The sequence below is a fragment of the Enterococcus larvae genome (assembly GCF_017830045.1).
In the GTDB taxonomy this organism is placed as follows: Bacteria; Bacillota; Bacilli; order Lactobacillales; family Enterococcaceae; genus Enterococcus_L; species Enterococcus_L larvae.
Genome location: NZ_JAEDXU010000004.1, coordinates 151,587 through 176,494, shown reverse-complemented (window position 1 = coordinate 176,494; position 24,908 = coordinate 151,587). Strand labels below are relative to the sequence as shown.

Below are 24,908 nucleotides of genomic sequence, written 5' to 3'. Positions count from 1 at the left end.
GGATAAGATGAATACATGGAAAAAGATGTTGCTTATTACTGGATCAATATTGGCTTTGGCAGGATGCAGTGAGAAAGAGACGGCTGCAAGAAAAGGACTTTCTGAATCAGATGAATCACTGATCACTATTATAACGCAAGCCAAACCATTCTCGGTGTATCAATTACAAAATGTTGGTAAAAAAGAAGCGGAACAAGCGGTAACGGAAAAGCTGAATCTTAAAATTCCCGATTTTTTAGAAGCGATTGAAGCGCTGACTATTCAGCATCTTGAAGCAGATGAAGGGTTGATTCTGGATGCCGCTTTCTATTCAGTTTCGTCACAGGAGCGAGAAGCGACGTACAGCACAGCTGTTGTTATGAAGAACGAAGAGGGACTATATCCTATCTATAGCAATAGTCAAATTGATTATGCTTATAATGCTGAAAAGGGAACCGTCTACATGGATATTTATAAGCTGGAGGTCATCAACAGTGGGGCAACCGAAAAATACAATGGCGGAGACCTTCAGGAATATATCATGAAGCTGGGAGAACAGGCTGGTATCTCAGAAGAGGACATCGCCGGTGAAGTAGAACTTCTAATGGCGAAATCAGAAGAAGAACTGAAGAACCAGTATATTGTGTTGTATGATACCTTTGAAAAAGCGAAAGAAAAAGGAGTGCTAGGAAAACGACTGCGTATCGCATATGGAGAAAAGGGTATTCCGGTTAAGATACAGCTTTATTTGAAAGATTATTATAGCTGATTCATTCGCTAGTACTGAAAATAGTGGTATTGTATAAAGCATTGATAATAGTATCGCTTATCTTTGGGCGAGTAATAGCGAAATCAAGCTGATATTTTATAATTATATTTGATATCTGTTTAATTATTTCATAGGTAAGTCATAGTGGAAATCACTTTTTTATAGGGGGAGAGCCTCGATAATACGTGATTTTTTACTATGATTTTTTTGTTTTATCAGGCAGCTTACTTGATGATGAGTTCTGTGGTGTTTAGAAAATTATTTACTTCTATTAGTAAATAATCATCATCAATTATAAAAAGTTGAAAAGTAAGCAAAGTGCGATAGGTTACCTGGTTTTAGTCTAGGATGATAGTATAGGTGTCCATTTTATTAAATTGGAAAAGAAGAGATAGAACAGAAAAGTCGCTTGGTTTTATGCGTTTTATATCACTTTATGTATGTAATTTTCCTCGGAAATTAAGAAAATTTTAAGCGCATTTTTTTTTAAGTATAACCTTTGACTATTTTCAGAACACAAAATATAATCAATTAACAATTTGTTAGGAGGAATCAACGATGAAAAATAATGTATACCACGATTATTTAGTAGAAACATGGCGTCCCATCGAAAATGAAACCGTTTTCTCTGCTTTGGAACTAGGATTATTTGATGACATTTCGCATGGATTGAATACTCCGGAAAAATTAAGCAGTAGCAAAGGGTATCATTTACCTACGATTGAAAGAGTTTTGCTAACGTTAAAAAATTTAGATTTTTTAAAAGAGGTATCAGGTGAGTATCAAATTGGGGATAAATATTCTCCATACATACTAAAAGAAAGTCCGTTTTACAATGGGGATATTTGGCTGCTGCACAAACAGTTGATTAGAGATTTAGCAAGTCATTTATCGGAAATGATTGTTAGCGGACAGAGTGGCCTTAATGTATTTGCTTCCAAAGATAGTAAGGTTTGGGAAAGCGCGATGCCGTTTCTAAACTCTTTAGCTAAAATCAGCGCTAAAAGCCTAATTGACCAATTGAAAAATGGATTGCTTGAAGAAGATAATCTGAAAATATTGGACTTAGGCTGTGGAACTGGAATCTATACTACGACATTGCTAAAGGAGAATGAGAGCTGGGAAGGCTTTGCGATAGATATTGATAGCGTTATTCAAATAGCGAAAGATAGAAATGAAGATTTAATATCCCAAAAACGAATGACCTTATATCAGGGGGACATCTTTGATGTAAATAAAGAGGTACCGGAAATTGATCTAGTTATCCTAAGTAATGTGATGCATGGGTACAACGATCAAGAAAACATTGAACTGCTAAAAACGGTCAGTCATTATTTGAAGCCATCAGGAAAAATCATTGTCAATGAATTCATGCTGACGAATCCTTCTGATAATTTAGAATCTATTTTTGACTTGTTCTTTTCGTTAGTTGGAACAGGCAGTTCCTTTACACCTGCGCATTTGCTTCAACTATTTGATGAAGCTGGTTATAAAAAAGTTGATGAGATCAGTTTAAGTGGACCTTCAACGGTTTATTGCTTTGCTAATGATAAGAATGAAAAAATAGATTAACAGGGATGCGGCTGTGGTTAGTACGCTGGAATCATAAAGAAGTATTTTGGTAGTTATGTGCTGGTTCATAGTGTGAAAATTGAACAGAAATGCCATTGATACTATCGAGTCGAGGTGTTTGAATTAAGGGAGCGACAATCAGATACCTACACCGTTGATGAATTTCCCTGGTTGGAAAGTTGAATGGCTAGATCATGTCTTTTGTTAATTGTAGAAAGTTTATCTGGATAAGCAAATTGAGGACAACTGAAGGAAAGTATGATAAGCCTTTAGGTATAATAGCTTTGAAAAATCAGTGTTGAAAATGGAGGTTGACTCTGTTTTCAGCACTTTTTTTGCTTAACTCTGACTTTTATCAATCTCTAAACATAAAGAGTGAAGCGGTTCACTTGTTTTATGACACGAGTTTTACCGAACGCACTGCAGCGTCATCCTTTTTTTGATTTTTCGGGAAAGTTCTGTTTCGTTTTGTTATTTTTTAATCAAAAATGTTATTTTTATATATTTAATGATTTTATTCAATTATTTACCTTTCATTTGTGTAACGTTGGTTTAAAAGGGTTTTTATTTTATTTTATGAAAGAAATAAATTACTGACTTATCATTGTTTTGATTTTATATACAAAAATGTGATAAAACTTATGTTATTTATTATGGTAATATTGTGAATGTAAACAAAATACTCGTTTTTGAAAGGATGAATGTAATGAAAAAAAGAAGTCTTGCAGGAATGCTGGCTCTAGGGTTTGCCGGTGCAATGTTTATAGGAGCAAGTGATGCTTCGGCAGCACAAGTACTAACAGGAAATGTTGATTTGAAAGGGGCGGACTCTACAATTGTTGTAGAGAATGGCGTAAGCTTGTTAAAAACGAAAAGCGCTACTTACGAGTTGACAGAAGATAGTATGATTTACAGCTCGAAAACATTGAAATTAACTTTGAATAACTCTGCTCCAGTAAGTATTGATTCAATCTATACGAAGAATCATTTGAAAATTTACGGAAATGGTGAATTGAACGCAGATGCTGATGGCCAATTCGGTATCAATGTTGGGGACGATCTGGTCGTTGATTCAAAGAGTAAAGCGGTTATCAATTCTAGAGGGAATGAAGCTGGTGTACGTACTTCTTCTCAAATTGAGCAGCATGGCGGAACGATCAATGCTTACGGAAAACAATATGGCGTTTGGGTGAAGAGTGATGTGCAGACGTATACAGGTGCTGTGTTGAATGCGAACTCAGAAGAGAAATTCGGTGTATATGCCGGAGAAGATGTTTTTGTACGCTCAGGCTCAAAATTGACTGCTGAAGGTGAATTAGCTGGTATCTTTACTGGTGAATTGATCAAAGCGGATCATGAAGGCAGTGTGATCACTGGTATTTCACGTAACTTTAACAGCGGTTATGCAGCGTTGCATAATTCAACAACACTACGTGCGAGATGTGGCGGAGTGGTTCGTGAAGTGTACCAAAATCCAACAATTGTTGTAGATAAGAAAGATGGAATCAAAGTAGAAGATATTACACAAGTTGGCTGGCATTTGAAAAATGCTAAAAACTATACTTGGACATCTGATCCTGCTGGTTTAGTAGAATTGAACAATGGAAGATTGTATAGTAAAGAGGGTGCGCCGATCAACATGACGATCACTGGTACTCGTAAAACAGGTTTCTACGCAATCGTAAACAAATATGTTAAAGAAGAATCTGTATGGTTGACATACAACGGTTCTCATCAGGTTGTTTTTGAAGGTGTGAAAACTGCTAATGAAGTAACGATCAGTGTGAACTATCATATTGATACTGATGGCGATGGCGTTTACGATATGACTGAACCGAAAGAGTTCAAATTTGAACCAGGTTCGACTGTATCTATCGAAGAGTTAAAAGCGCAACATCCATTTAGTGCTAGTGCAGATTTTGTTACTGGTAGTGAAGCGGCTGATTTCGATGCAACTGATGATAAAACAATTGATTTTTATTATGAAGGCGACGCGTAACAGATAGCTGTTGAAAGTTTAAAGGAGATCGGTTCATCCGATCTCTTTTTTTGTTTTTTTATCAATTTTTAATTATTGATAAGTGTTTATTTATATATATAATAAACGTAATTAAATTTTATTAATGATTAATTTATCCTAATTGGTTAATCTTATTTCTTATAAGTAATAAATAAATTACTTTTCAATCAAAGGTTTAATTAGTTTGTATAAAAACATGATAAAACCTTTGTTATTTATTGTGGTAATATTTTAGTTGTAATAAAATATTGGTATTTTTTTGAAAGGATGGACAAAATGAAGAAGAGACATCTTGCAGGAATGCTGGCATTAGGATTTGTCGGAGCATTGTTTATTGGTGGTCATGAATCATCAGCAGAAGTATTGAGAGGTTCAATCGATTTAAAGGGTGGAACAACAACGATCGTTACGGAAAATGGCGTAAATGTATTAAAAAAAGGAACGAAGAAGTACGAACTGACAGAAGAAACAGTTATCTACAGTTCTTGTGCGCTTACAGTGAACTTGAATAATACGATTCCTGTGAACATTGATTCTATTTATACAAAGAGCTCTTTGTATGTCAATGGGAATGGCGAACTGAATGCTGATACAAAGCAGGGGCAGTTCGGTATTAATGTAGGCGGCTACTTTAAGCCTTTCTATTTTAGCGGAAAAGGAAAAATCACTGCTAAAGGAAATGAAGCAGGAATCCGTGTCCATAATGAGATCCGTATGAAGGCTGGTACTGTGGAAGCTTATGGAACAAATTATGGTATCTGGTGTAATAACGATATCAAGCCTTTCTTAAGCTCAGTTCTTAAAGGGACTGCAACTGAAGGAACTGGTATCTGGGCTTATCGCGATATCTACGCATGGAGTGGCGCAACAGTTGTAGGAGAAGGACAGGTTTCCGGTGCTCGTTCGGCAATTGCGCACATTCAAGCAGAAGGTAAAGGCAGCTCAATCACCGGTGTTTCTAATGATATCAACAGTGGGGTTTCAGCATTACAAGCAGACAAAAAAATGCTGCGTGCATACTGCGGAGCGGTTGTCCGTGAAGAATATAGAAAACCAACATTTGAAATCAGCTTTGATACGCCAGTCTTCGTTACAAATTATAAGACGGTAAAACGCAACATGAACGACATGAAGAATTACACTTGGGCTTCAGAGCCTGGTGGTGTTTACTTGAATAGTCAGGGTGGACTATTAGCAGATCCTGCTAAAGGTTCTCCATCTTCTATGAGAGTTGTTGGAACACGTCAGGCAAAAAACTGCTGCATCATTAACTACGGTGTGAAATGTGAGCCGACACAATTGAAATATGCAGGTGTTCATCAAGTCGTATTCTCAGAAGCTCCGACAGCATTTAAAGTAACAATCAAAGTAAATTACTGGATCGATGCTGATGGATCAGGGAATTATCATTTGGAAACGAAAGAATTTGAATACAATTTAGGCGAAAACGTATCTGTTGATGAATTGAAAGCTCAACATCCATACAATCCGGGTGCTGATTATGTATCAGGTAGTCATGCTTCAGACTTCGACGCAACAGAAGATACAACGATTGACTTTTACTACGAAGGCGATTTAATGAAAAAATAAAATCATCTATGAGAGGTTGGAAGCTTTTCCAGCCTCTTTTTTTTATGAAAAAAAGGCTGAAATATATCTTTTACTAATTGGAAGGGGATACAAGACTTTAGCCGAGTAAGAAATACATCTCAAGTACCATGACAAATAATCAGCGTTACCTCAAAATGAAAGATGTGATAAAAATGTTAGTGAGAATGATGGAGGGAAAAAATGTCTGTAATTGAAGCTAAAAATCTGAAAAAGAGCTATGGGCGTAATGAAACAAGATTCGACGCCTTGAAAGGAATCGACATACAAATCGAAAAAGGAGAGTCTGTTGCAATCATTGGGAAAAGCGGCTCGGGGAAATCTACTCTGATGCATATCCTGGCACTCCTCGATAAACCAAGCTCAGGGGAAATACTATTGAATGATAAAAGCGTCAGCAACATAAAAACGAAAGAGCTGAATCGTACGAGAAATGAGCAATTCGGATTCGTATTCCAGCAGTTTTTTATGAACCCGAAGGATAGTGTGTTGAACAATGTCATGCTGCCGCTAAAAATAGCGGGTATATCCGGTAGACAAAGAAAAGAAATGGCGCTAAAGGCGCTGAAATCTGTTGAACTGGAAAGTAAAATCCATAACAAGGCAAATGATTTATCCGGTGGGCAAAAACAGCGTGTTTGTATTGCGAGAGCTCTGGTAAATAATCCGGAAATTATTTTTGCGGATGAACCGACGGGAAACCTTGATTCCAATACAGGGGAAAAAATCGAGAATTTATTATTTGATCTAAATAAAAAAGAAGGAATCACGTTGATCATCGTAACACACGATGAGGATTTAGCCGCGCGCTGTGATCGTCAGATTCATATTAAAGACGGATTGATTGTTAAGGGAGAGTTACTATGAAGATAACAGATATTTTAAAGTCAGCAAGTTCTAATTTGTGGAGAAATAAGGGAAGAACGATTTTAACGATCATCGCGATCTTTATTGGTGCGTTCACGATTACCTTGACGACAGGGGTCAATATCGGGGTAAACGATTATATTGATAAACAGATCGGCAGTGTCGGGGGAGAAGATCAGCTGATGATCTCACCGGGAGCGGATTCGATGGGGATCAATGTAGGTAACAGTGATGATCCGGTAGAGTATGATGCAGATAAAGGGAGTGCAACAGAAGCAGAGACCTTGACGCAAAAGGATCTTGATAAAATCAAAGATACAGATGGTATCAAATCTGTGAAACCGTTCTTGATGGTTTCGCCTGATTATATCGAAGGAGAATCAGGAAAGAAGTATGAATTTTCTGTTGCCAGCTCCAGTGATATCAAGATTGATTTAGAAGAAGGAAAAGAAGTTAGTACAACAGGCGATGCGTATGAAGTGAATCTAGCACCTGAATATGTTAAAAGTCTAGGGTATTCTTCTGCCAAAGACGCACTGAATAAAAAAGTGAAAATTGCGGTCACTTCTCAGGCAACTGGGGAACAGGAGATTGTTGAAGCAACAATCGTAGGTGTTCGTAATGTCAGCTTGGTCCAAAACGGGCAATCAATCATCAGCAATGGTCTGACAGACAAGATTGTTGAAATCAGTGAAAAGGGATTGCCGGATAGCATGAAGAATGTGTACTATATGGCTTTTGCTACAATGGAAAAAAGCTATGTAGGAGATAATGATAAAATCGACAAGTTGAAAGAACGGTTGAGTAAGCAGCACTACTCTGCAATGACTGTAGAAGATGAAATCGGTATGATTCGTCAAGTGGTGAACGCAATTACCGGTGTTCTGACAATGTTTGGAGCGATTGCTTTATTGGCAGCCAGCTTCGGGATTGTCAATACATTGTATATGTCAGTACAGGATCGTACACGTGAAATCGGCTTGATGAAAGCTATGGGACTGGGCAGCGGAAAAATCTTCCTGTCATTCAGCGTGGAAGCATTGCTGATTGGTTTCTGGGGCTCCATTATGGGGATACTCGGTGCAATGGGAGTTGGTAGTCTGCTGAATGAGTATGCGTTGAAATCCTTCCTTGAAGGAATGACAGGATTTACGTTGCTGCAATTTTCAGTGCCTTCTATGTTTGTCATCGTATTGCTTATCATGCTGATCGCCTTTCTTGCAGGAACGTTGCCGGCAAGAAGAGCTGCAAAGCTGGACCCAATCGAATCTTTACGTTACGAGTAAACAAGAAAATACTGTATAAATCAGGATCTGACGCCATATTTATGGTCGTCGGATTCTTTTTTTGAAATAAGTGAGCATATTCTTTTACTTACTTTTAATAAGTTAGTATACTGATGTAGTAATAGTAATTATTGACTTGTAAATATGAAAGGATGAAATTAATTATGTCAAATTTTGTTAATCAACTAAAAAACCGTCGTTCTATCTATGCTTTGGGAAATAACTTACCACAATCAAAAGATGAAATCACAGCTTTGGTCAAAGAGGTCGTAAAAGAAAGTCCTTCTTCCTTCAACTCTCAAACACAGCGTGTGGTCTTCCTATTCGGTGACGCACATAAAAAATTATGGGAAATAACAGAAGAAGCATTAAAACCACTTACACCACCAGAAGCTTTTCCAAATACACAGGAAAAATTAAAAGGCTTTGCAGCAGGAGCCGGAACGATTCTATTCTTTGAAGATCAAGATATCGTGAAAAATCTGCAAGAACAATTTGCATTATACGCAGACAACTTCCCAGTTTGGTCTGAACAAGCAAGCGGATTGACTCAGGCGAATGTCTGGACTGCTTTAGCACAAGAAAATATTGGGGCAAACCTGCAGCATTACAATCCAGTTATCGATGAAGCGGTAGCCAAGGAATGGAATATCCCAGCGAGCTGGAAGCTGAGAGCACAGCTGGTTATTGGTTCAATCGAAGCACCAGCAGGTGAAAAAGAATACATGAACGATGCAGATCGCTTTATGGCATTTGGTTAATACAAACTTAGAAAATACCGAAACTGATTTATCATGAATCCGTTTCGGTATTTTTTGTATAGCTGCTATATTAGCTTTAGGAAAAAGAGAGGAACGAACGGTAGGAAGTAAAGAATCAGCAGTTATTTTATATAAGAAAGGTTGATAACTTAAAAACATTTACTCTGACGAGATTGTTCTTTCTAAGTCTATGATACAATAATGTAGGTAAGCACTAACAATAAGGAATTGACGAGCTAAAGGATAAATAACTTTTCTCATATAGGTGTTAGCAAGCGATTGATTGTAGAGTGAAGGGGCGTTTCTAATATGAAAAATTACCAGTGGTATAGTGATCAGTGGGGAGAGCCGACACGAGATGACCGAAGGCTTTTTTTGCTTCTTACAATAGGAGTATTTCAAGCGGGATTAAGCTGGAAGGCCGCTGCCGCGAAAAAAGATGTTTTTCTGAAAAACTTTTGTGATATGGATTTTCGACAGGTGGCTGCACTGTTTCCCGATGATATTGAGCGCATCGCTCATGATCCTGAAATGATTCGAAACCCAAGAAAAATCAAAGCAGTTATCCAAAATGCTCGAGCAATCGTTAAACTGCTTGAAGAGTATGACAGCTTTGCAGATTACCTTTGGGATTTTGTTGGTGGCGTTCCAATCATAAAGCAATATGAATCTGTGGAAGAGGTTGGAAATACGTTGCCGGAAGCGACTGTTATTGCAAGAGATATGAAGAAGCGTGGTTTTTCTTTTGTCGGGCCGGTAATTACCTGTATGTTTTTGAAAGCTGCAGGAATCATTCAGGATCAGGTGCTGATTTAGCGACTTTTCAGCTGGGCTGTGTCAATGATAGTGATAAAATAGGCTAGCACTTCACTCTGTGGTTATTCTCACAGAGTTTTTTTGAATATTAAAAAATAATTTTATTATCACATTTACTTCTCTAATTTATTTGATATAATAAAATTAAATTACCACAAGGAGACCTTTTTGTGAATAAAAGGATGAAATTTTTTTCGATGTTTTTGATAGCGCTAACAACGCTCTTGTTGGGGGTGGGACTTTGAATGCTGGGTTGTAAATAATGTCGGCGAAATCGATCCAGATCAAGAGCCGGTAATCACAGCTGATGGGGGGAAAATCACTATCAGTAATATCGACGAGCAGGTAATGAAGGTAGCGATAAAATTTGGAGCCTACTCCCAAAATGGAAATTTTGTGGCCTTTACAACCTGTGTCGTACCAATTATCTGGTATTAATAAATAAATTAGGGTGAAGGAGTGTTTCAAATGAAGAAGAGTGTGAAAGTATCGTTATCATTTTTAGCAGTATCAACAGCAATTGTTGCTAGTTTCGTGTTGGGGCAAAGGACAACAGCCGATGAGAAAAAGGTTTACATTCCTGACGAAAGCATCCGAGCAAGCGTTATTGGACAGGCTGGGTGGAATCCAGAAACAGGGGAAGAAGAGGTTATAGAAAATGAGCTGCCGACGGTTAGTCAAATGGAGAGAGTAGAGTCGCTTCAATTTGGTGGAGTAAGGTCCTTGGAAGGGATTCAATATGCAAAAAATGTGAGGTACCTTTCATACTCGCTGCCGGCAAATGATGTCGTAGACTTTCGACCGCTTGCTGAAATGGAAAACTTAGAAACACTGTCTATTCATGCTTCTTCTGAAGAAGGAGATAAAGTTCTGGATATTTCTGCTTTTAGTGAACTGAAGAATTTGAAACGTTTAGACTTAGGTTACTACGTTCAAGTACTTGATTTCAGTCCGCTATCTGAACTAGAGAATTTAGAAAAAATATTAGTGACTGGTACCGGCGGCGTAGAGCTTCCAACTATGTATGTGAGCAGAGCCTCCAGAGAACTTATCATGAGTCACCCAGTTACTTACTCTACTCAGCTTGATGGTGAGCAGAGTGTTCAAGCTTATGGATTGGACAGTAGCGGAGAATATGGAGACACTGTTGAGGTTCATTTAGATGGAAATAGGGTCACTGCTAGTAATCTTGATGAAAGCATAGCAAGAATCGAATTTTCTTTTAATGTATTTTCAACGGATGGGATGTCCGGCGCTCAAACCAACTGCTCTGTGCCGATTATCTGGTATTAAATAAATAGAGGGTTACGGTTAGAAGTTAGAGGGGATAGTATCTTACTGTCAATAATCTCTTAACTATAAAAATATGAAAAGGGAGTTGGAAGCAAATGAAGAAAAGTGTAAAAATTTTGTTATCAATGTTTGGAGCAGCAGCGATTCTTTCGGCAGGGTTTGCATTGGGGCAACGAACAACAGCGGATGAAAGAAGGGTCTATATTGCGGATGAAAATCTTAGAGCAGCTATTATAGATGAAGCTCGCTGGAACCCTGAAACAGGGGAAGAAGAAATAATTGAGAACGAGCTGCCAACAGTTGACCAAGTAGCAAGAATTGAAATGATTGATTTTTCTGATGTAAGATCATTAGAAGGGGTTCAATATATCAAAGATGCACGACGCTTTTCTTACTCAGTGACTCGTAATGATGTCATTGATTTTCGTCCGTTGAGTGAGATGGAAAATTTAGAAGAGCTTTATATCTATTCTTCTGAGGAGTATGGACATAAACCTTTGGATATTTCATCCTTTGGCAATTTAAGTAATTTGAGACGCTTAGACTTAAACTATTATGCCCAAGTGCTTGATTTCAGTTCCTTATCTAGTTTAGAAAATCTAGAGACATTAAATGCAACAGGAGGTGGGATGATAGAGCTTTCTCCACTATATGTGAGCAGAGAAACGAGAGAAGCTATAATAGGTCATCCGGTTACTTATTCTACTCAATTCGATGGCGAGCGGTCAGTATTCGCAGATTTGGTTGATACCAATGGGGCGTATACATTTGATGTCGAGGTTTCTTTAGATGGAGATAAAGTTACAGTTAGCGATCTTGACGTGAATACAGCTAGAATAGAATTTACATTCTATGCATCTGCTGAAACTGCAGGTTTTGGCGCAAGAACAGGATGTTCTCTACCAATCATCTGGTATTGAGTAACGGAGAACACATAACATAAGCTAGTTATCGATAGAACAATAAAAGAGCGGTGCTGAACACTCATGGTGTTCGGCACCGCTCTTTTTGTTTTACTGGGACTAGTCAATAATCAACTACGTTCCGGTCGTTCAAAATCATAGATTTCCATGCCGGGAAAATCAGTGAAATAATCCGGCGATAGAAAGGCAATCAGTTGATAGAGGTATTTTTGCGAAATAAAAAGTCGCTCTAATCTCGTATTCAGCATTTGCAGAGAGCGCTCAGCTAACTGAATCATCTCAGTTGGTGTTTCTGCTCGAAAGGTTGTCAGAATATCCCGCACAACATCCAATGACCAAGTAGAGGCACGAATCAGTCGAATCAGAAGCAGCTGTCTTAACGCCTGCTCATCAAACTTTCGATAGTTGCTCTCCTCATCTCTGGCAACCTTCAGGAGTCCTTCTTTCGTCCAATGACGGATAGTTGTTTCTGTGATAGAAAGTCGTTCGGCTGCTTCACCGATCGTGATCCAGCCTTTTCTGGGCATTTGGGTGATCAAGTCGCTTTCTTCTTCATGGAGTAACGCCAATGTTTGGTTGGATATTTCTTTTTGCTGGTGCAGCTGGTATTGCTCTTGATTAACCAGCCAAAAGGCCTGCATATATTCTCCGCTGCTTACTAAGTCCATCAGCTTTTTAGTAGTTCGGTAACCATAAGCCAGTGTAGCGGTGCGTACAGCTTGAATATAGAGAAAGCTCGCATCAGAATAGATCCTATAACCACTGTCTGAACGCTCCGGAGCCGGAAACAGTTCGTTTTTTTCATAATGCCGCAGCAGGCTGGTGCTGATGTTTAATTTTCTTGCAATATCAATTGGCCGATAATTCATCTCTTCTCCTCTGGGTACTAAACTTGATGATTGTATTTTACTATAAAATAAGCGATTTTAAAATGAAAGTTTAGAACTTGCACTAAAGTGGTATTATAAGGTTGTCGCTGTTTTTTAAACCATTCATTGAAATTGATGGATGAATAAGAAAAAGTATCGGCATGGATTTGAGTAAAGGAGGATATTGAAAAGAAGGAAACAGTTGAATTGACTTGACGGCTGTTTCGCACAAAGAATCAAGGGGGAATTGATATGACAGAGTATCTACGAATTACTGGAGCAAGAGAAAATAATTTGAAAAATGTGGATGTGGTGATTCCAAAAAGAAAAATCACTGTATTTACAGGAGTTTCCGGATCTGGAAAATCATCCATCGTTTTTGAAACGATCGCCAGTGAGTCTCAGCGGCAGTTGAATGAAACCTTCAGTGCTTTTGTGCGCTCTTTTCTACCTAAATATAAAGAGCCGGATGTGGATGCGATCGAGAATTTGTCTACTTCTGTAGTCATTGATCAGAAAAGACTGGGTGGAAATTCTCGCTCCACCTTGGGAACGATTACAGATATCAACTCGTTACTGCGGGTCCTGTATTCAAGAGTCGGCAAGCCAAGTATCGGGACAGCCAATTACTTTTCCTTTAATGATAAGGAAGGCATGTGTGAGGAGTGTCATGGAATTGGAAAGAAAGTAGTTGTTGATGAAAGCAAGCTGCTTGATCCCACCTTGTCCTTGGCAGAAGGAGCAATCACCTTTGCTCCAATCAAGAATACTGACTGGTATATGAAGAGTTATCTAGATTCCGGTTTGTTTGATGTGAACAAAAAAATCGAGGAATATTCAGCAAAAGAGTATGAGCTGCTGCTTTACGGCAAGGATTTGAAGGTGAAGATCGATGGTGTGAATTCCAGCTACGAAGGATTGGTAACAAAGTTCAATCGCCTTTATCTGCTCAAAGAAGGCGAACTCACACCTCGGGCACAAAAAATTCTAAACGAGCATAGTCATGAAGCAGTTTGTTCTCTTTGCGAAGGGAAAAGACTGTCGCAAAAAGCGTTGAAGGTTCAAGTCGCCGGATGGTCGATCACTGATTTGTTGGAAATGCAGCTGACGGAGCTGCAGAAGATTTTAGCAGCCATCCAGCTGCCGGAAGCTTTGCCGATCTTAAAAGGACTTCAGGAAAAAATCGGCAATCTGGTGGATATTGGTTTAGGGTATCTTAGTTTGAATAGAGAGACCTCTACCTTATCTGGAGGAGAATCTCAGCGAGTAAAGATGGTCAAGCACTTGAACAACAGTCTGGTTGATTTACTCTATATCTTTGATGAGCCAAGTATCGGGCTTCATCCAAGGGATGTTCATCGGTTGAATGAGCTGTTGATGAAGCTGAGAGATAAGGGGAATACGGTAATTGTCATTGAGCATGATCCAGATGTCATCAAAATTGCCGATCATGTGATCGAAGTCGGCCCCCACGCCGGAAAGCATGGAGGGGAGATCATGTTTACCGGGACTTATACCGAGCTGCTTGCGTCAGAAACATTGACAGGAACGTATCTAAACAATCAGGTAACGATCAATGAGGAACCACGAAGAGCAAGCGACTTCTATCAAGGACGACCTTCCTCTAAGCATAATCTGAAAAATATTTCATTGAAGATTCCGAAAAAGGCGTTGTCATTGATTACCGGAGTGGCTGGTTCAGGAAAAAGTACCTTGGTAAAGGACTCTTTTTTGACACAATTCCCTGAGACTATTTTGATCAATCAGGCAGCTGCTCAGACCAATTCTCGTTCGAATCCTGCCACTTACATTGGCATTTTGGATAACATAAGAAAACTATTCAGCAAGGCAAATGATGTTTCACCCTCCCTATTTAGCTACAATTCCAAGGGAGCCTGTGAGAATTGTAAGGGACAGGGTTATATTGAAACAAACTTGGCGTTTATGGATGCGGTACGAAATGAATGCCCCGTGTGTGAAGGAAAACGATTCAGCAAAGAGGTATTGGACTATCGTTTCCAAGGGAAGAATATCAATGAAGTGCTGAGCTTGACTGTGGAAGAAAGCCTGGCATTCTTTCAGGAGAACGCTATTGTGAAAAAGCTGGATGCAATGTCTCAAGTTGGATTAGGCTATCTGGCAATTGGTCAGCCAATGAGCACCTTATCGGGGGGTGAGTGCCAGCGAATGAAGCTTGCTAGTGAATTTTATAAAAAAGGCAGTATCTATCTTTTGGATGAGCCGTCTACAGGGCTGCACTTATCGGATATCGCTCATATCATGAAGATCATGAATCATTTGGTGGATCAGGGCAATACTGTGATCGTCATTGAACACCATGTGGATATCATCAGACAGGCGGACTGGATCGTAGACATTGGACCAGACGGAGGAGACAAGGGCGGAGAGCTTGTCTTTGAGGGCTACCCTACAGAAATCAAAAAGACAGATTCATTAACAGGTCAGTATATATAGGGGAGTGGAGAATGGTGTCTGTAAAAGGCGAAATAATCTGCTGAACAAAAATTAAGAGTTGAGCTTGGGGAAATGGTCAAAGTGAAATTTCTCTCATCCTCTAAATATAAATAAACGGCGGGCCAAAAACTGCTCCTTTGACGTATTTCTCGGAGTGCTTTGTTTTTGGCTCGCCGCTTTTTTTGAACGGAGTTTTTTTATAGCAGGTATATTACTGTAGACTGTTTAAAAGATTGTTTAAAGCTCTTCGCCGTTGGTGGCGATCACTTGCTTGTACCAATCGAAGGATTTTTTCTTATAACGTTCCAGAGAACCGTTACCTTCATTGTCTTTGTTCACATAGATGAAGCCGTAGCGTTTTTTCATTTCCCCTGTACCGGCAGAGACTAGGTCGATAAACCCCCAAGGTGTATAGCCGATCAGGTCGATTCCGTCATATTCGACAGATTCCTTCATCGCTTCGATATGAGCGGTCAGATAGTCAATTCGATATTGGTCATCGACAGTCTTGTCTTCTGTTAGTTCGTCAATCGCGCCAAAGCCGTTTTCAACAATGAATAATGGCAGCTCGTATCGGTCGTTGAACCAGTTCATAGCGTAACGTAAACCAGTCGGATCGATTTGCCAACCCCAGTCAGATGCCTTAACATAAGGATTTTCTACCAGATCTTTTGATTCATCATAATCATAGGCAGGAGCCTTGTCATGGTCTTTGACCGCGAAAGACATGTAATAGCTGAAGCCGATATAATCAACACAGCCGTGAGCCAACGTATCTAGATCCTGAGCAGTGATATCCAGGCGATAGCCTTTTCGGTCAAGATAACGTTCGATATAGTTCGGGTAATGCCCTCTAACATGGACATCTGTAAACCAGTAGCGTTTTTGCATGGCGGTAACAGCGGCCATCATGTCTTTAGGATTGCAGGAATATGGATAAATCGGAACCATGGCAATCATACAGCCAATCTGGAAATCAGGGTTGATTTCGTGGCCGATCCGAACAGCCTCGGCACTGGCAACCAGCTCATAGTGAGCGGCTTGATACATGATTTCTTCTCGATTTTCACCTTCAGTGTATTTGATTCCTGAGTTAGTGAAGGGGGCAAAATCTTCTTCGAAGTTTGTTTGATTGTTGATTTCGTTGAAGGTCATCCAATAGGTAACTTTATCTTTGTAGCGAGTGAAACAGACCTCAGCAAATTTAGCAAAAAAATCGATGGTTTTTCGATTGCGCCAGCCTCCATACTCTGTCACTAAGTGATAAGGCATTTCGAAGTGAGATAGTGTGATCACTGGTTCGATGCCGTATTTCAGACATTCGTCAAACAAGTTGTCGTAGAACTGCAGTCCTTCTTCGTTAGGCGTTTCTTCATCCCCTTTAGGGAAAATACGTGTCCAGGCAATCGATGTACGGAAACACTTCAAGCCTAGTTCAGCAAACAGTTTTACGTCTTCTTTATAGTTGTTATAGAAATCAATGGCTTCGTGGTTCGGGTAATTTTCTCCAACGACTACACCGTCAGTGATCCTACGGGGAACCCCGTGAGCTCCGACAGTCATGACATCAGCAACACTGATTCCTTTTCCGCCTTGATTCCAACCGCCTTCCAGCTGGTGAGCAGCTACAGCGCCGCCCCAAAGAAAATCATTTTTTAAAATTGACATAATAATCGTCCTCTTCAATCGTTAGTATATGCAGCAAGCAAATTGTTCTAATAGAAAACGGAACAGAAACAGAATCAGTGATGGTATCTTTCGATTGATTCCGGCTTTCTGTTCCGCGATGTTTTTATTGTCTAGATTCACTCAGCAATAAGCCAAAATTGGTCTCATAGCAAATGATACCATTGCTGGTGATGCTCTTATTGTTCAGCTTCAATTTTTTCCAATACTTCTTCTTCAATAGGCTGCCCAGTTTCTTGTGCATAGTTGATTGCATCCATTTTTCTTGCAAATGGCAGATAGATGAAGAAACCAAGAACTAATACAAATGCTTGTAGAAGTGCCGTACGCCAACCGCCGATCAACAGCCCGGAAAGGATGGCTGGTGTAGTCCACGGCACCTGAACGGCTGTAAAGAGCGGAACCAAGCCTGTATAAAGAGCAAAGTACGTGATAACAGAAGAAACAACAGGTGTCAGAATGAACGGAATCACCATGATTGGGTTCATTACGATCGGTGTAGCAAACGTGATTGGTTCATTGATACCGAAAATGGCAGGTGCTAAAGATAAGCGACCTAATTGCTTGAACTGTGCTGATTTCGCGAAGAATACCATGAATACAACCAGTCCAATTGTCATACCGGCACCAGTTACTGTTTGGAATTGATCCATAAACTGTTTCGTAACAATGTGTCCGCCGTTTTCAATTGTCAATGCTTTTCCGGCATTCAAGATTTCAGTATTTTCCAATGAGTTAGCCTGTAGGATTGGTTCCATGATACCACCAACGATGGTTGAACCGTGAACCCCAAAGAACCAGAAGAATGGAACCAAGAAACCAATGATCAAGGCGCCGCCCAATGTATCTGTTACCCCTTGCAGTGGTGACTGCAGGACATCGTAGATAAATTGGAAGAATGTTGTATTAAATACTTTGTCAAAGAAGATATAGACAAGCATAGCACCAGTGATCAATACAGAAGCAGGAATCAACGCAGTAAATGAGTTTGCTACGTTTTCAGGGACCTGTTCAGGTAATTTGATACGGATGTCGTGACGCAGGAACCAGCTATAGACCCAACCGACAACTAGACCGACAAGAATAGCAGTGATCATTCCTTTACCGCCAGTCCAGTCTTTATTGATGATATTACTGATAGTTGCACCGCTCTCAACATCTGTAATTTCAGCCGACATGAACATGATGAAGATAACCAGACCGATCATACCGGCAGGAAGACCTTCAAAGCCCTCAGACTTAACATACGAGTAAGCGATACCCATAACAGCGAAAACAGCCATAATAGCAAATGAAGCGCCAAAAGCTTGGTTGAAATAGACAGCTAATCCGGAATCAGTTACCCAGTTTGCTGCAGGCTCATAAGGGATGTTGGCTAATAGTAGAAAAATCGAGCCGACGATCGTAAATGGCATCGTATAAAGCATACCGTTTCTTAGTGCAGTAATGGGTTTCGTGTTTACAAATTTCAGTACGGGTGGAAGAAGTTTTTCATTAATCCATTCGTTCATCTTTAACTCATCTCCTCTTGAATAAATAAATATAAGTATAAGTTCATGTAGAGTATTCGTGAAATAATCATGGTCCTCCTTTTTTATATTGAATACGTTTACACATTCAATATAAAAGATTTTGATCGGAAAAGAAACAGTTTAGGCGCTTTGAGAAACATGTTACGCTCGAAAAAACAAAGCAGATCAGAAATGCTGATTTAACAGCATTTTCGAATCTGCTTTTTTATAAGCTGGAACAAAATTGAAAGATTTGAAGCATTGCAGCTTCAAAAATCATGTAGGTCATTTTTGTGAAATAGGGTTATTCTTCGGCTGATTTTTCCATCAAAAGTTGTTTTCCGGCTTGGTGGGCAAGGAGCTCAATCAAAGCAATCACCGGTATCTGTGTTGTCAGGTTGATAAAGGGATCTGCGTAGGCCGATTTTTCCTCCGGCATATAATAGGAAATATTGTAATTCGCAAGCTTGGCGATTGTTGAGTTTTCATCATTTGTAATACTGAGAACATCCGCATTTGACCGTTTAAAATCAGAAACCATCTTCAGTATCTCTGACGTTTCGCCTGAGACGGACAGGACAATCACTAAGGTGCTTTCAAAGCCTCGTGGCGGGATCGGAGTAAACGGATCACTGACATTGTATGAGTTGATGCCAATATTTGAAAAGTAACGACTTCCATATGCGCCGAGGACACCACTGGTACCAAGTCCTATAAAGACCACATGACGTGCTTTTATAATCAAATCAACGGCTGGCTTGAAGGTATCTTGATAGTTTCCTTGATTGATTTTTTTCAAAAAAGAATCGACATGAACAGCTGAAGCATAATAATCTTCAAAACCATTGGAATGCTCCTGTGCATTTTTTACAGCAAATTTCAATTCAGAAAAACCTTCAAAGCCCATTTTAGTACAGAATCTAAGAATAGTTGATGTGGATACATGACAGTTTGCAGACAGCTCACGAATCGTTAATTTAGGAATTTGATTGATATGCTCAAGAATATATTGATAAACAATCATTTCCAAATCGTTCAACGACTGAACTTTTTCCAGATCGAACAACGTAAGGTCACCTCTTTTTTCTCGATGTTTCTTCCAGTTTACAATACAAAGAGTGATTGGTATAGTAATTCCTTTAAGAGAAAAACGATTAATAGATTCTGCAGTTGTTTTTCGCTGGAAAAATTGTTAGAATGGTTTGGAGTTCAATGTTTTGAACGGATATCTGAGGAATTCAGATGGAGAATGATCATAAACTGCATAGAAACAAAATCGCCGGGTTTTGTATAAATAATGAGTAGAGAAATTATCCGATAGGCCATCGAAGGATAATTGATCTGCTCTTTTTTTGGAGGAACAGAGATGGAAAAGACGGAAAAAAAAGAGCTGATAGGGTATGTCAGTAGAAATGTATTGAGTATGCTGGGGCTTTCCCTATATATTTTAGCGGATACCTATTTCATAGCCAATGGGGTAGGACCGTACGGGTTGACAGCCCTTAATCTGGCATTGCCGGTATTTAACTTGATCAATGGTTTGGGTTTGCTGATGGGAATGGGAGGAGCAACCCTGTTCTCTCTAAATAAGAGTAGTGCGCCTGAAATGGGAAAAAAATATTTTTCTCAGCTGGGAATTATCAGTATCATTCTAGGACTACTTTTCACATGTTGCGGTTTCTTCTTCGTAGAGCCTCTGGCGAGACTGTTAGGCGGCGGGGTGGAAACACTGCCCTACCTGATGACCTACTTAAGAGTGATTCTGATTGCTGCCCCATTTTTCTTAGTCAATAACTTTGTTCTTAGCTTTGTAAGGAATGATAACAATCCGCATCTGACGATGGTTGCAATGATCGCTTCGAGTTTGTTTAATATTGTATTTGATTATATTCTGGTTTTTCCTTTAGGGTTGGGGATGTTTGGTGCAGCCTTAGCTACTGCCGCGTCACCGATACTAAGTCTGCTGATTTTGACAATGCATCGCCGTAAGCCAAATCGCCTGCTTGGACTGGAATGGGCACGACCAGTATGGAAAACGGTCAAGGAAAGTGTCAAACTGGGGATTCCCTCTTTTCTAACGGAGATGAGCAATGGTGTCAGCATTTTAGTTTTTAATATCGTACTATTATCATTAGCGGGAGATATAGCGGTTGCCGCATTTGGTGTTCTGGCAAATATCTTCTTGATAGGTCTATCCATGTTCACGGGAACAGCTCAGGGAATCCAGCCAATCGTCAGTCGAGAATTTGGTAAAAAGAATTTCACCGCAGTTGCCGCCGCATTAAAGTTTGGCAGTCTGGTCAGCGTAGGTATCGGTGTGGCTTTATATGTATTGATGGTGCTCTTTAAGCTTCCGGTCATTCAATTTTTCAACAGTACAAATAATCAGGAGCTGATTCGCTTTGCCAGTCAGGGGATTCCCATCTATTTATTCAGTTTTCTCTTTTCCGGTATGAATATAGTATTCAGTATCTTTTTTGCTTCGATCGCAAAACCAAACTATTCCTTTGTCCTGGTCCTGCTTCGCGGGTATCTGCTGATTATTCCCGCAGTCTTTATTATGGGAAATGCGTTTGGCGTTCTTGGTGTTTGGAGCAGCCTTCCTGTAGTTGAGCTAGCGGCCTTTTTCGTCAGTCTGTTTCTTCTGGTAAAAACAAAAAAACAGCTGCAGCAGGAAAAAGAATTTAGATGAAATAATAAAATTGCAGACATGTCTTGAGCATCATATAGCAGGAGACCTCCGCGTATAACGTATAATGAAAGCAATGACGAAATAAAGGAGGAACCACCATGTCCAGAAAAATCATTTTATATATCGCAGCCAGCTTAGACGGCTATATCGCAGAAGCAGACGGATCGATCGATTTCCTGACAGACGATACCAGCTCTGAGGTCGAAGCATTTGATAGCTACACTCAACTATTGGAACGAATCGACACAGTTGTTCTTGGGCGGACGACGTATGATCAGCTGGTGAATGAATTATCCCCAGATCAATACCCATATGAGGACAAGATATCATATATTATCACACATCGTCCAAAGGCCGGGACCGATCAATTGATTTTTACGGAGGAACAGCCGGAACAGTTGATTCAACGATTGAAGCAAGAAGAGGGAAAAGATATTTGGATCGTCGGCGGCTCCCAAATCATTGCTCCTTTAATTGCCAATAACTTAATTGATGAGTATGTGATCACGACGATTCCGATCATCCTTGGAAAAGGCATCCCTCTATTTAGTGAGACAGATACAGCGATAAAGCTGAAGATTGTGGATTCTCAGATAGAGCATGGTTTGATCACCTCATTTTATCAAGCGTAAAGCAGGTGTATAATTTAAAACAAAGAAGCCCATGAAGATAGTGAATTCATGGGCTTTTTGTTGATTTAAAATACAAGGGTGAGGGCTTAAAAATAAAAACTTTGACAGGTCAAAAGAAATCAGTTAGAATGAAAAAGAATAAACGACTACAAATGTAATCGATAAGTTGAAAGAAGGGATAACTGATGACTGAAGCGAAAATAACCGATGCTGAATGGGAAGTGATGCGTGTTGTTTGGGCGCAGGGAGAAACCACCAGCAATGACGTCTATACGATCCTGAATGAAAAGATGCAGTGGAAGAAAAACACTATCAAAACATTACTGGGGCGTTTGGCAGAGAAAGAAATGTTGGCAACGAAGCCATCTGGAAATAAATTTATCTACTATCCACTTATTGAAGAAAGAAGAAGTCTTCAGGATTTATCTGATGAGCTGCTGACAAAAGTCTGCAGCCGTAAAGTCGGGCAGGTAGTGGAGCAGTTGATTCAGGGTAGTGTATTGAGCTTTGCAGACATTGAACAGTTGGAGCAGCTGCTTCAAGAAAAGAAGCAGTCAGCGGTCGAGCAGGTGCCCTGTAATTGTATTCCCGGTCAGTGCCAGTGTCATTTGATCGAAAGAAAAGGAGTGGAATGATTTGGAAACAAAAACTTTTGATATAGAAGGAATGAGCTGTGCTTCCTGCGCCCAGTCAGTTGAGAAAGCGACTGGCAAGCTGTCAGGTGTCATTAAGTCCAGTGTCAATCTTGCGACAGAAAAGCTGACGATCCAATATGATGGGGAACAGCTTAAGGAAGAAGAAATAAAGCAGGCGGTATCAGATGCCGGTTTTCAGGCAATCAGTCAAAGTATACAGCGAACATTTGACATAGAAGGAATGAGTTGTGCTTCTTGTGCGCAAACAGTGGAAAAGGCAGTCAGTCGTTTGAATGGCGTGGATCAAGCTGCTGTTAATCTTGCGACAGAGAAGATGACCGTTCATTTTGATCCGACTATTTTAAACAGTAGTGAAATCTCGGCGGCAGTGGATCAAGCAGGTTTTCAGGCGATTGAAGAAACGACCGGGAATGAGCAGGAGAAAGCCGATGCAGATCAGGAGAAAAAGCAGCAGCACATTCAGGAAATGTGGCGTCGCTTCTGGTTATCCGCTGTGTTTACAGTTCCATTACTATACATTGCTATGGGACATATGATTGGCTTGCCATTACCGGGCGTACTTGATCCAATGATGAATAGCACGGTGTTTGCTATGACACAATTGGTTCTAACGCTGCCTGTTCTCTATCTAGGAAGAAGCTTTTTCACTGTTGGGTATCGTTCATTGTTTAAGGGGCACCCGAATATGGATTCTTTGGTTGCATTGGGAACAAGTGCGGCGTTCCTTTATAGCTTGTACGGCACTTATATGGTATTTGAAGGACATGCGCATTTTTCAATGGAGCTGTATTATGAATCAGCGGCAGTGATCCTTACCTTGATCACACTAGGTAAATACTTCGAAGCAGTTTCAAAAGGAAAAACCTCTGAAGCGATCAAGAAGCTGATGGGACTTGCTCCTAAAAATGCTCGAGTGATTCGAGAGGGTCAGGAAATAGACCTGCCTATCGAAAACGTTCGTGTGAACGATGTGATCATTGTACGTCCCGGAGAAAAAATTCCTGTAGATGGTGTTGTACTGGAAGGTACGACTGCCATTGATGAATCGATGCTCACCGGAGAGAGTATCCCTGTCGAGAAAAAGCCCGGCGATGCAGTCATCGGTGCAAGTATCAATAAAAATGGGAATATTCAATTTAAGGCAACTAAGGTAGGGAAAGATACTGCATTGGCACAGATCGTCAAGCTGGTTGAGGATGCGCAAGGATCAAAAGCACCGATTGCTAAAATGGCAGACAAGATATCCGGAGTGTTTGTACCTATCGTTATCGTGCTGGCTGTGTTATCTGGTTTAGCTTGGTATTTCATCGGTCAAGAATCTTGGATATTCGCATTAACGATCACGATTTCTGTCCTGGTCATCGCCTGCCCATGTGCATTGGGACTGGCAACACCAACGGCAATCATGGTAGGGACAGGTAAAGGCGCTGAGAATGGTGTACTGATCAAGAGTGGCGATGCGCTGGAGACGACGCATAAAATCCAGACGATCGTATTCGATAAAACAGGCACGATCACTGAAGGAAAACCAATAGTTACAGATATTTTGGTTGCAGGGGACCTATCAGAAAATGAATTGTTACAGTTTGCGGCTTCAGCAGAAAAGGGTTCTGAGCATCCATTAGGCGAGGCAATCGTATCAGCAGCAGAAGAAAGAGGATTGGAGATCCATCCTATTGACAACTTCCAAGCTATTCCGGGTCATGGGATTGAAGGAGACATCCAGAATAGTCGTTTCCAGCTTGGCAATAGAAAGCTGATGGTGGATCAAACGATTGAATTAGGAGAATATTACGAGCAATCCAATCAGCTGGCTGAGCAGGGAAAAACACCGATGTTTATTGCTAAGGATGGTAAACTAGCTGGAATCATCGCTGTTGCAGATACCATCAAGGAGAACAGCAGACAAGCGATTGAGAAGCTGCATCAGATGGGAATCGAAGTGGCAATGATCACCGGAGATAATAAGCGGACAGCGGAAGCAATCGCAAAGCAGGTAGGGATCGATCGTGTCCTCAGCGAGGTATTGCCGGAGGACAAGGCGGCTGAAGTGAAGAAGCTTCAAGAGGAAGGCCGTAAAACTGCGATGGTCGGAGATGGTATCAATGATGCACCAGCGCTGGCACAGGCTGATATCGGTATTGCTATCGGCTCCGGAACAGATGTTGCCATGGAATCAGCAGATATCGTGTTGATGCGCAGCGATCTGATGGATGTTCCGACAGCGATTGAATTGAGTAAATCGACAATCAAAAACATCAAGGAAAATCTGTTTTGGGCATTTGCATACAATACGCTGGGGATTCCGGTAGCCATGGGTGTCTTGCATCTGTTCGGCGGTCCGTTGTTGAATCCGATGATTGCCGGAGCGGCAATGAGCTTCAGTTCGGTCTCTGTTTTGCTGAACGCACTGCGGTTGAAACGGTTCAAGCCATCAAAATAAATGATTTTACTCTTGCGGAATTTTAAAGGAAATGCAAAAATAAGAAGCAT

19 protein-coding genes are annotated in these 24,908 nt (G+C 40.3%); 15 read left to right on the top strand and 4 right to left on the bottom strand.

Translation table 11 applies throughout. The features are described from left to right. Window positions 1–7: 7 nt before the first annotated feature. From I6N96_RS09380 to I6N96_RS09335, 10 genes are all read left to right on the top strand, one after another. Window positions 8–748, top strand: coding sequence for a hypothetical protein (locus I6N96_RS09380; protein WP_209557314.1), 741 nt, complete (start codon window positions 8–10; stop codon window positions 746–748). Between the two features lie 558 nt (window positions 749–1,306). Further along, window positions 1,307–2,320, top strand: coding sequence for a methyltransferase (locus tag I6N96_RS09375; RefSeq protein ID WP_209557313.1), 1,014 nt, complete (start codon window positions 1,307–1,309; stop codon window positions 2,318–2,320). Window positions 2,321–3,026: 706 nt separating this feature from the next. Beyond that, window positions 3,027–4,319: a hypothetical protein gene (locus I6N96_RS09370; RefSeq protein WP_209557312.1), complete on the top strand. Its 1,293-nt coding sequence runs from the start codon at window positions 3,027–3,029 to the stop codon at window positions 4,317–4,319. Window positions 4,320–4,616: 297 nt separating this feature from the next. Beyond that, window positions 4,617–5,930 carry a hypothetical protein gene (locus I6N96_RS09365; protein ID WP_209557311.1) on the top strand — a complete coding sequence of 438 codons (1,314 nt, stop codon included), beginning with the start codon at window positions 4,617–4,619 and terminating at the stop codon, window positions 5,928–5,930. Window positions 5,931–6,131: 201 nt separating this feature from the next. Then, the gene (locus I6N96_RS09360; protein ID WP_209557310.1) at window positions 6,132–6,815 is read left to right on the top strand and encodes an ABC transporter ATP-binding protein; all 684 of its coding nucleotides are present in this window, start codon (window positions 6,132–6,134) and stop codon (window positions 6,813–6,815) included. Next, a complete protein-coding gene (locus I6N96_RS09355) occupies window positions 6,812–8,101 on the top strand; it encodes an ABC transporter permease (RefSeq protein ID WP_209557309.1) in 1,290 nt (429 codons plus the stop codon). Before I6N96_RS09360 ends, I6N96_RS09355 begins: the two co-directional genes overlap by 4 nt. Window positions 8,102–8,265: 164 nt before the next feature. Next, window positions 8,266–8,862 carry a nitroreductase family protein gene (locus I6N96_RS09350; RefSeq protein ID WP_209557308.1) on the top strand — a complete coding sequence of 199 codons (597 nt, stop codon included), beginning with the start codon at window positions 8,266–8,268 and terminating at the stop codon, window positions 8,860–8,862. 309 nt (window positions 8,863–9,171) lie between these two features. After that, on the top strand, window positions 9,172–9,678 hold the full coding sequence (locus I6N96_RS09345) for a DNA-3-methyladenine glycosylase I (RefSeq protein ID WP_209557307.1): 507 nt from the start codon (window positions 9,172–9,174) through the stop codon (window positions 9,676–9,678). Between the two features lie 468 nt (window positions 9,679–10,146). Further along, window positions 10,147–10,971, top strand: coding sequence for a leucine-rich repeat domain-containing protein (locus I6N96_RS09340; RefSeq protein WP_209557306.1), 825 nt, complete (start codon window positions 10,147–10,149; stop codon window positions 10,969–10,971). Window positions 10,972–11,066: 95 nt separating this feature from the next. Further along, entirely contained in the window at window positions 11,067–11,891 is an 825-nt protein-coding gene (locus tag I6N96_RS09335; protein ID WP_209557305.1) for a hypothetical protein, read from the top strand. 113 nt (window positions 11,892–12,004) lie between these two features. Here I6N96_RS09335 and I6N96_RS09330 read toward each other — a convergent pair whose 3' ends face one another. Next, the gene (locus I6N96_RS09330) at window positions 12,005–12,763 is read right to left on the bottom strand and encodes a MerR family DNA-binding transcriptional regulator (RefSeq protein WP_209557304.1); all 759 of its coding nucleotides are present in this window, start codon (window positions 12,761–12,763) and stop codon (window positions 12,005–12,007) included. A 252-nt stretch (window positions 12,764–13,015) separates the two neighbouring features. Here I6N96_RS09330 and I6N96_RS09325 point away from each other — a divergent pair, with 252 nt between their 5' ends. Then, window positions 13,016–15,238, top strand: coding sequence for an ATP-binding cassette domain-containing protein (locus I6N96_RS09325; RefSeq protein ID WP_209557303.1), 2,223 nt, complete (start codon window positions 13,016–13,018; stop codon window positions 15,236–15,238). A 237-nt stretch (window positions 15,239–15,475) separates the two neighbouring features. Here the strand turns inward: I6N96_RS09325 and I6N96_RS09320 are convergent, their stop codons facing one another. From I6N96_RS09320 to I6N96_RS09310, 3 genes are all read right to left on the bottom strand, one after another. Then, window positions 15,476–16,906 carry a 6-phospho-beta-glucosidase gene (locus I6N96_RS09320; RefSeq protein ID WP_209557302.1) on the bottom strand — a complete coding sequence of 477 codons (1,431 nt, stop codon included), beginning with the start codon at window positions 16,904–16,906 and terminating at the stop codon, window positions 15,476–15,478. Between the two features lie 197 nt (window positions 16,907–17,103). Next, window positions 17,104–18,435, bottom strand: a complete 1,332-nt coding sequence (locus I6N96_RS09315) for a PTS sugar transporter subunit IIC (protein WP_209557301.1) — start codon at window positions 18,433–18,435, stop codon at window positions 17,104–17,106. A 304-nt stretch (window positions 18,436–18,739) separates the two neighbouring features. Continuing rightward, window positions 18,740–19,501, bottom strand: coding sequence for a MurR/RpiR family transcriptional regulator (locus I6N96_RS09310; protein ID WP_209557300.1), 762 nt, complete (start codon window positions 19,499–19,501; stop codon window positions 18,740–18,742). Window positions 19,502–19,801: 300 nt separating this feature from the next. On the opposite strand from I6N96_RS09310, the gene I6N96_RS09305 reads away from it, so the two are divergent. The 4 genes from I6N96_RS09305 to I6N96_RS09290 all read left to right on the top strand — a co-directional run bounded on the left by I6N96_RS09305 (window position 19,802) and on the right by I6N96_RS09290 (window position 24,858). Then, window positions 19,802–21,127, top strand: coding sequence for an MATE family efflux transporter (locus I6N96_RS09305; RefSeq protein ID WP_209557299.1), 1,326 nt, complete (start codon window positions 19,802–19,804; stop codon window positions 21,125–21,127). A 98-nt stretch (window positions 21,128–21,225) separates the two neighbouring features. Next, window positions 21,226–21,759: a dihydrofolate reductase family protein gene (locus I6N96_RS09300; RefSeq protein ID WP_209557298.1), complete on the top strand. Its 534-nt coding sequence runs from the start codon at window positions 21,226–21,228 to the stop codon at window positions 21,757–21,759. Between the two features lie 185 nt (window positions 21,760–21,944). Continuing rightward, window positions 21,945–22,394 carry a CopY/TcrY family copper transport repressor gene (locus tag I6N96_RS09295; protein ID WP_209557297.1) on the top strand — a complete coding sequence of 150 codons (450 nt, stop codon included), beginning with the start codon at window positions 21,945–21,947 and terminating at the stop codon, window positions 22,392–22,394. Between the two features lies 1 nt (window position 22,395). Then, window positions 22,396–24,858, top strand: a complete 2,463-nt coding sequence (locus I6N96_RS09290) for a heavy metal translocating P-type ATPase (RefSeq protein ID WP_209557296.1) — start codon at window positions 22,396–22,398, stop codon at window positions 24,856–24,858. Window positions 24,859–24,908: the final 50 nt, after the last annotated feature.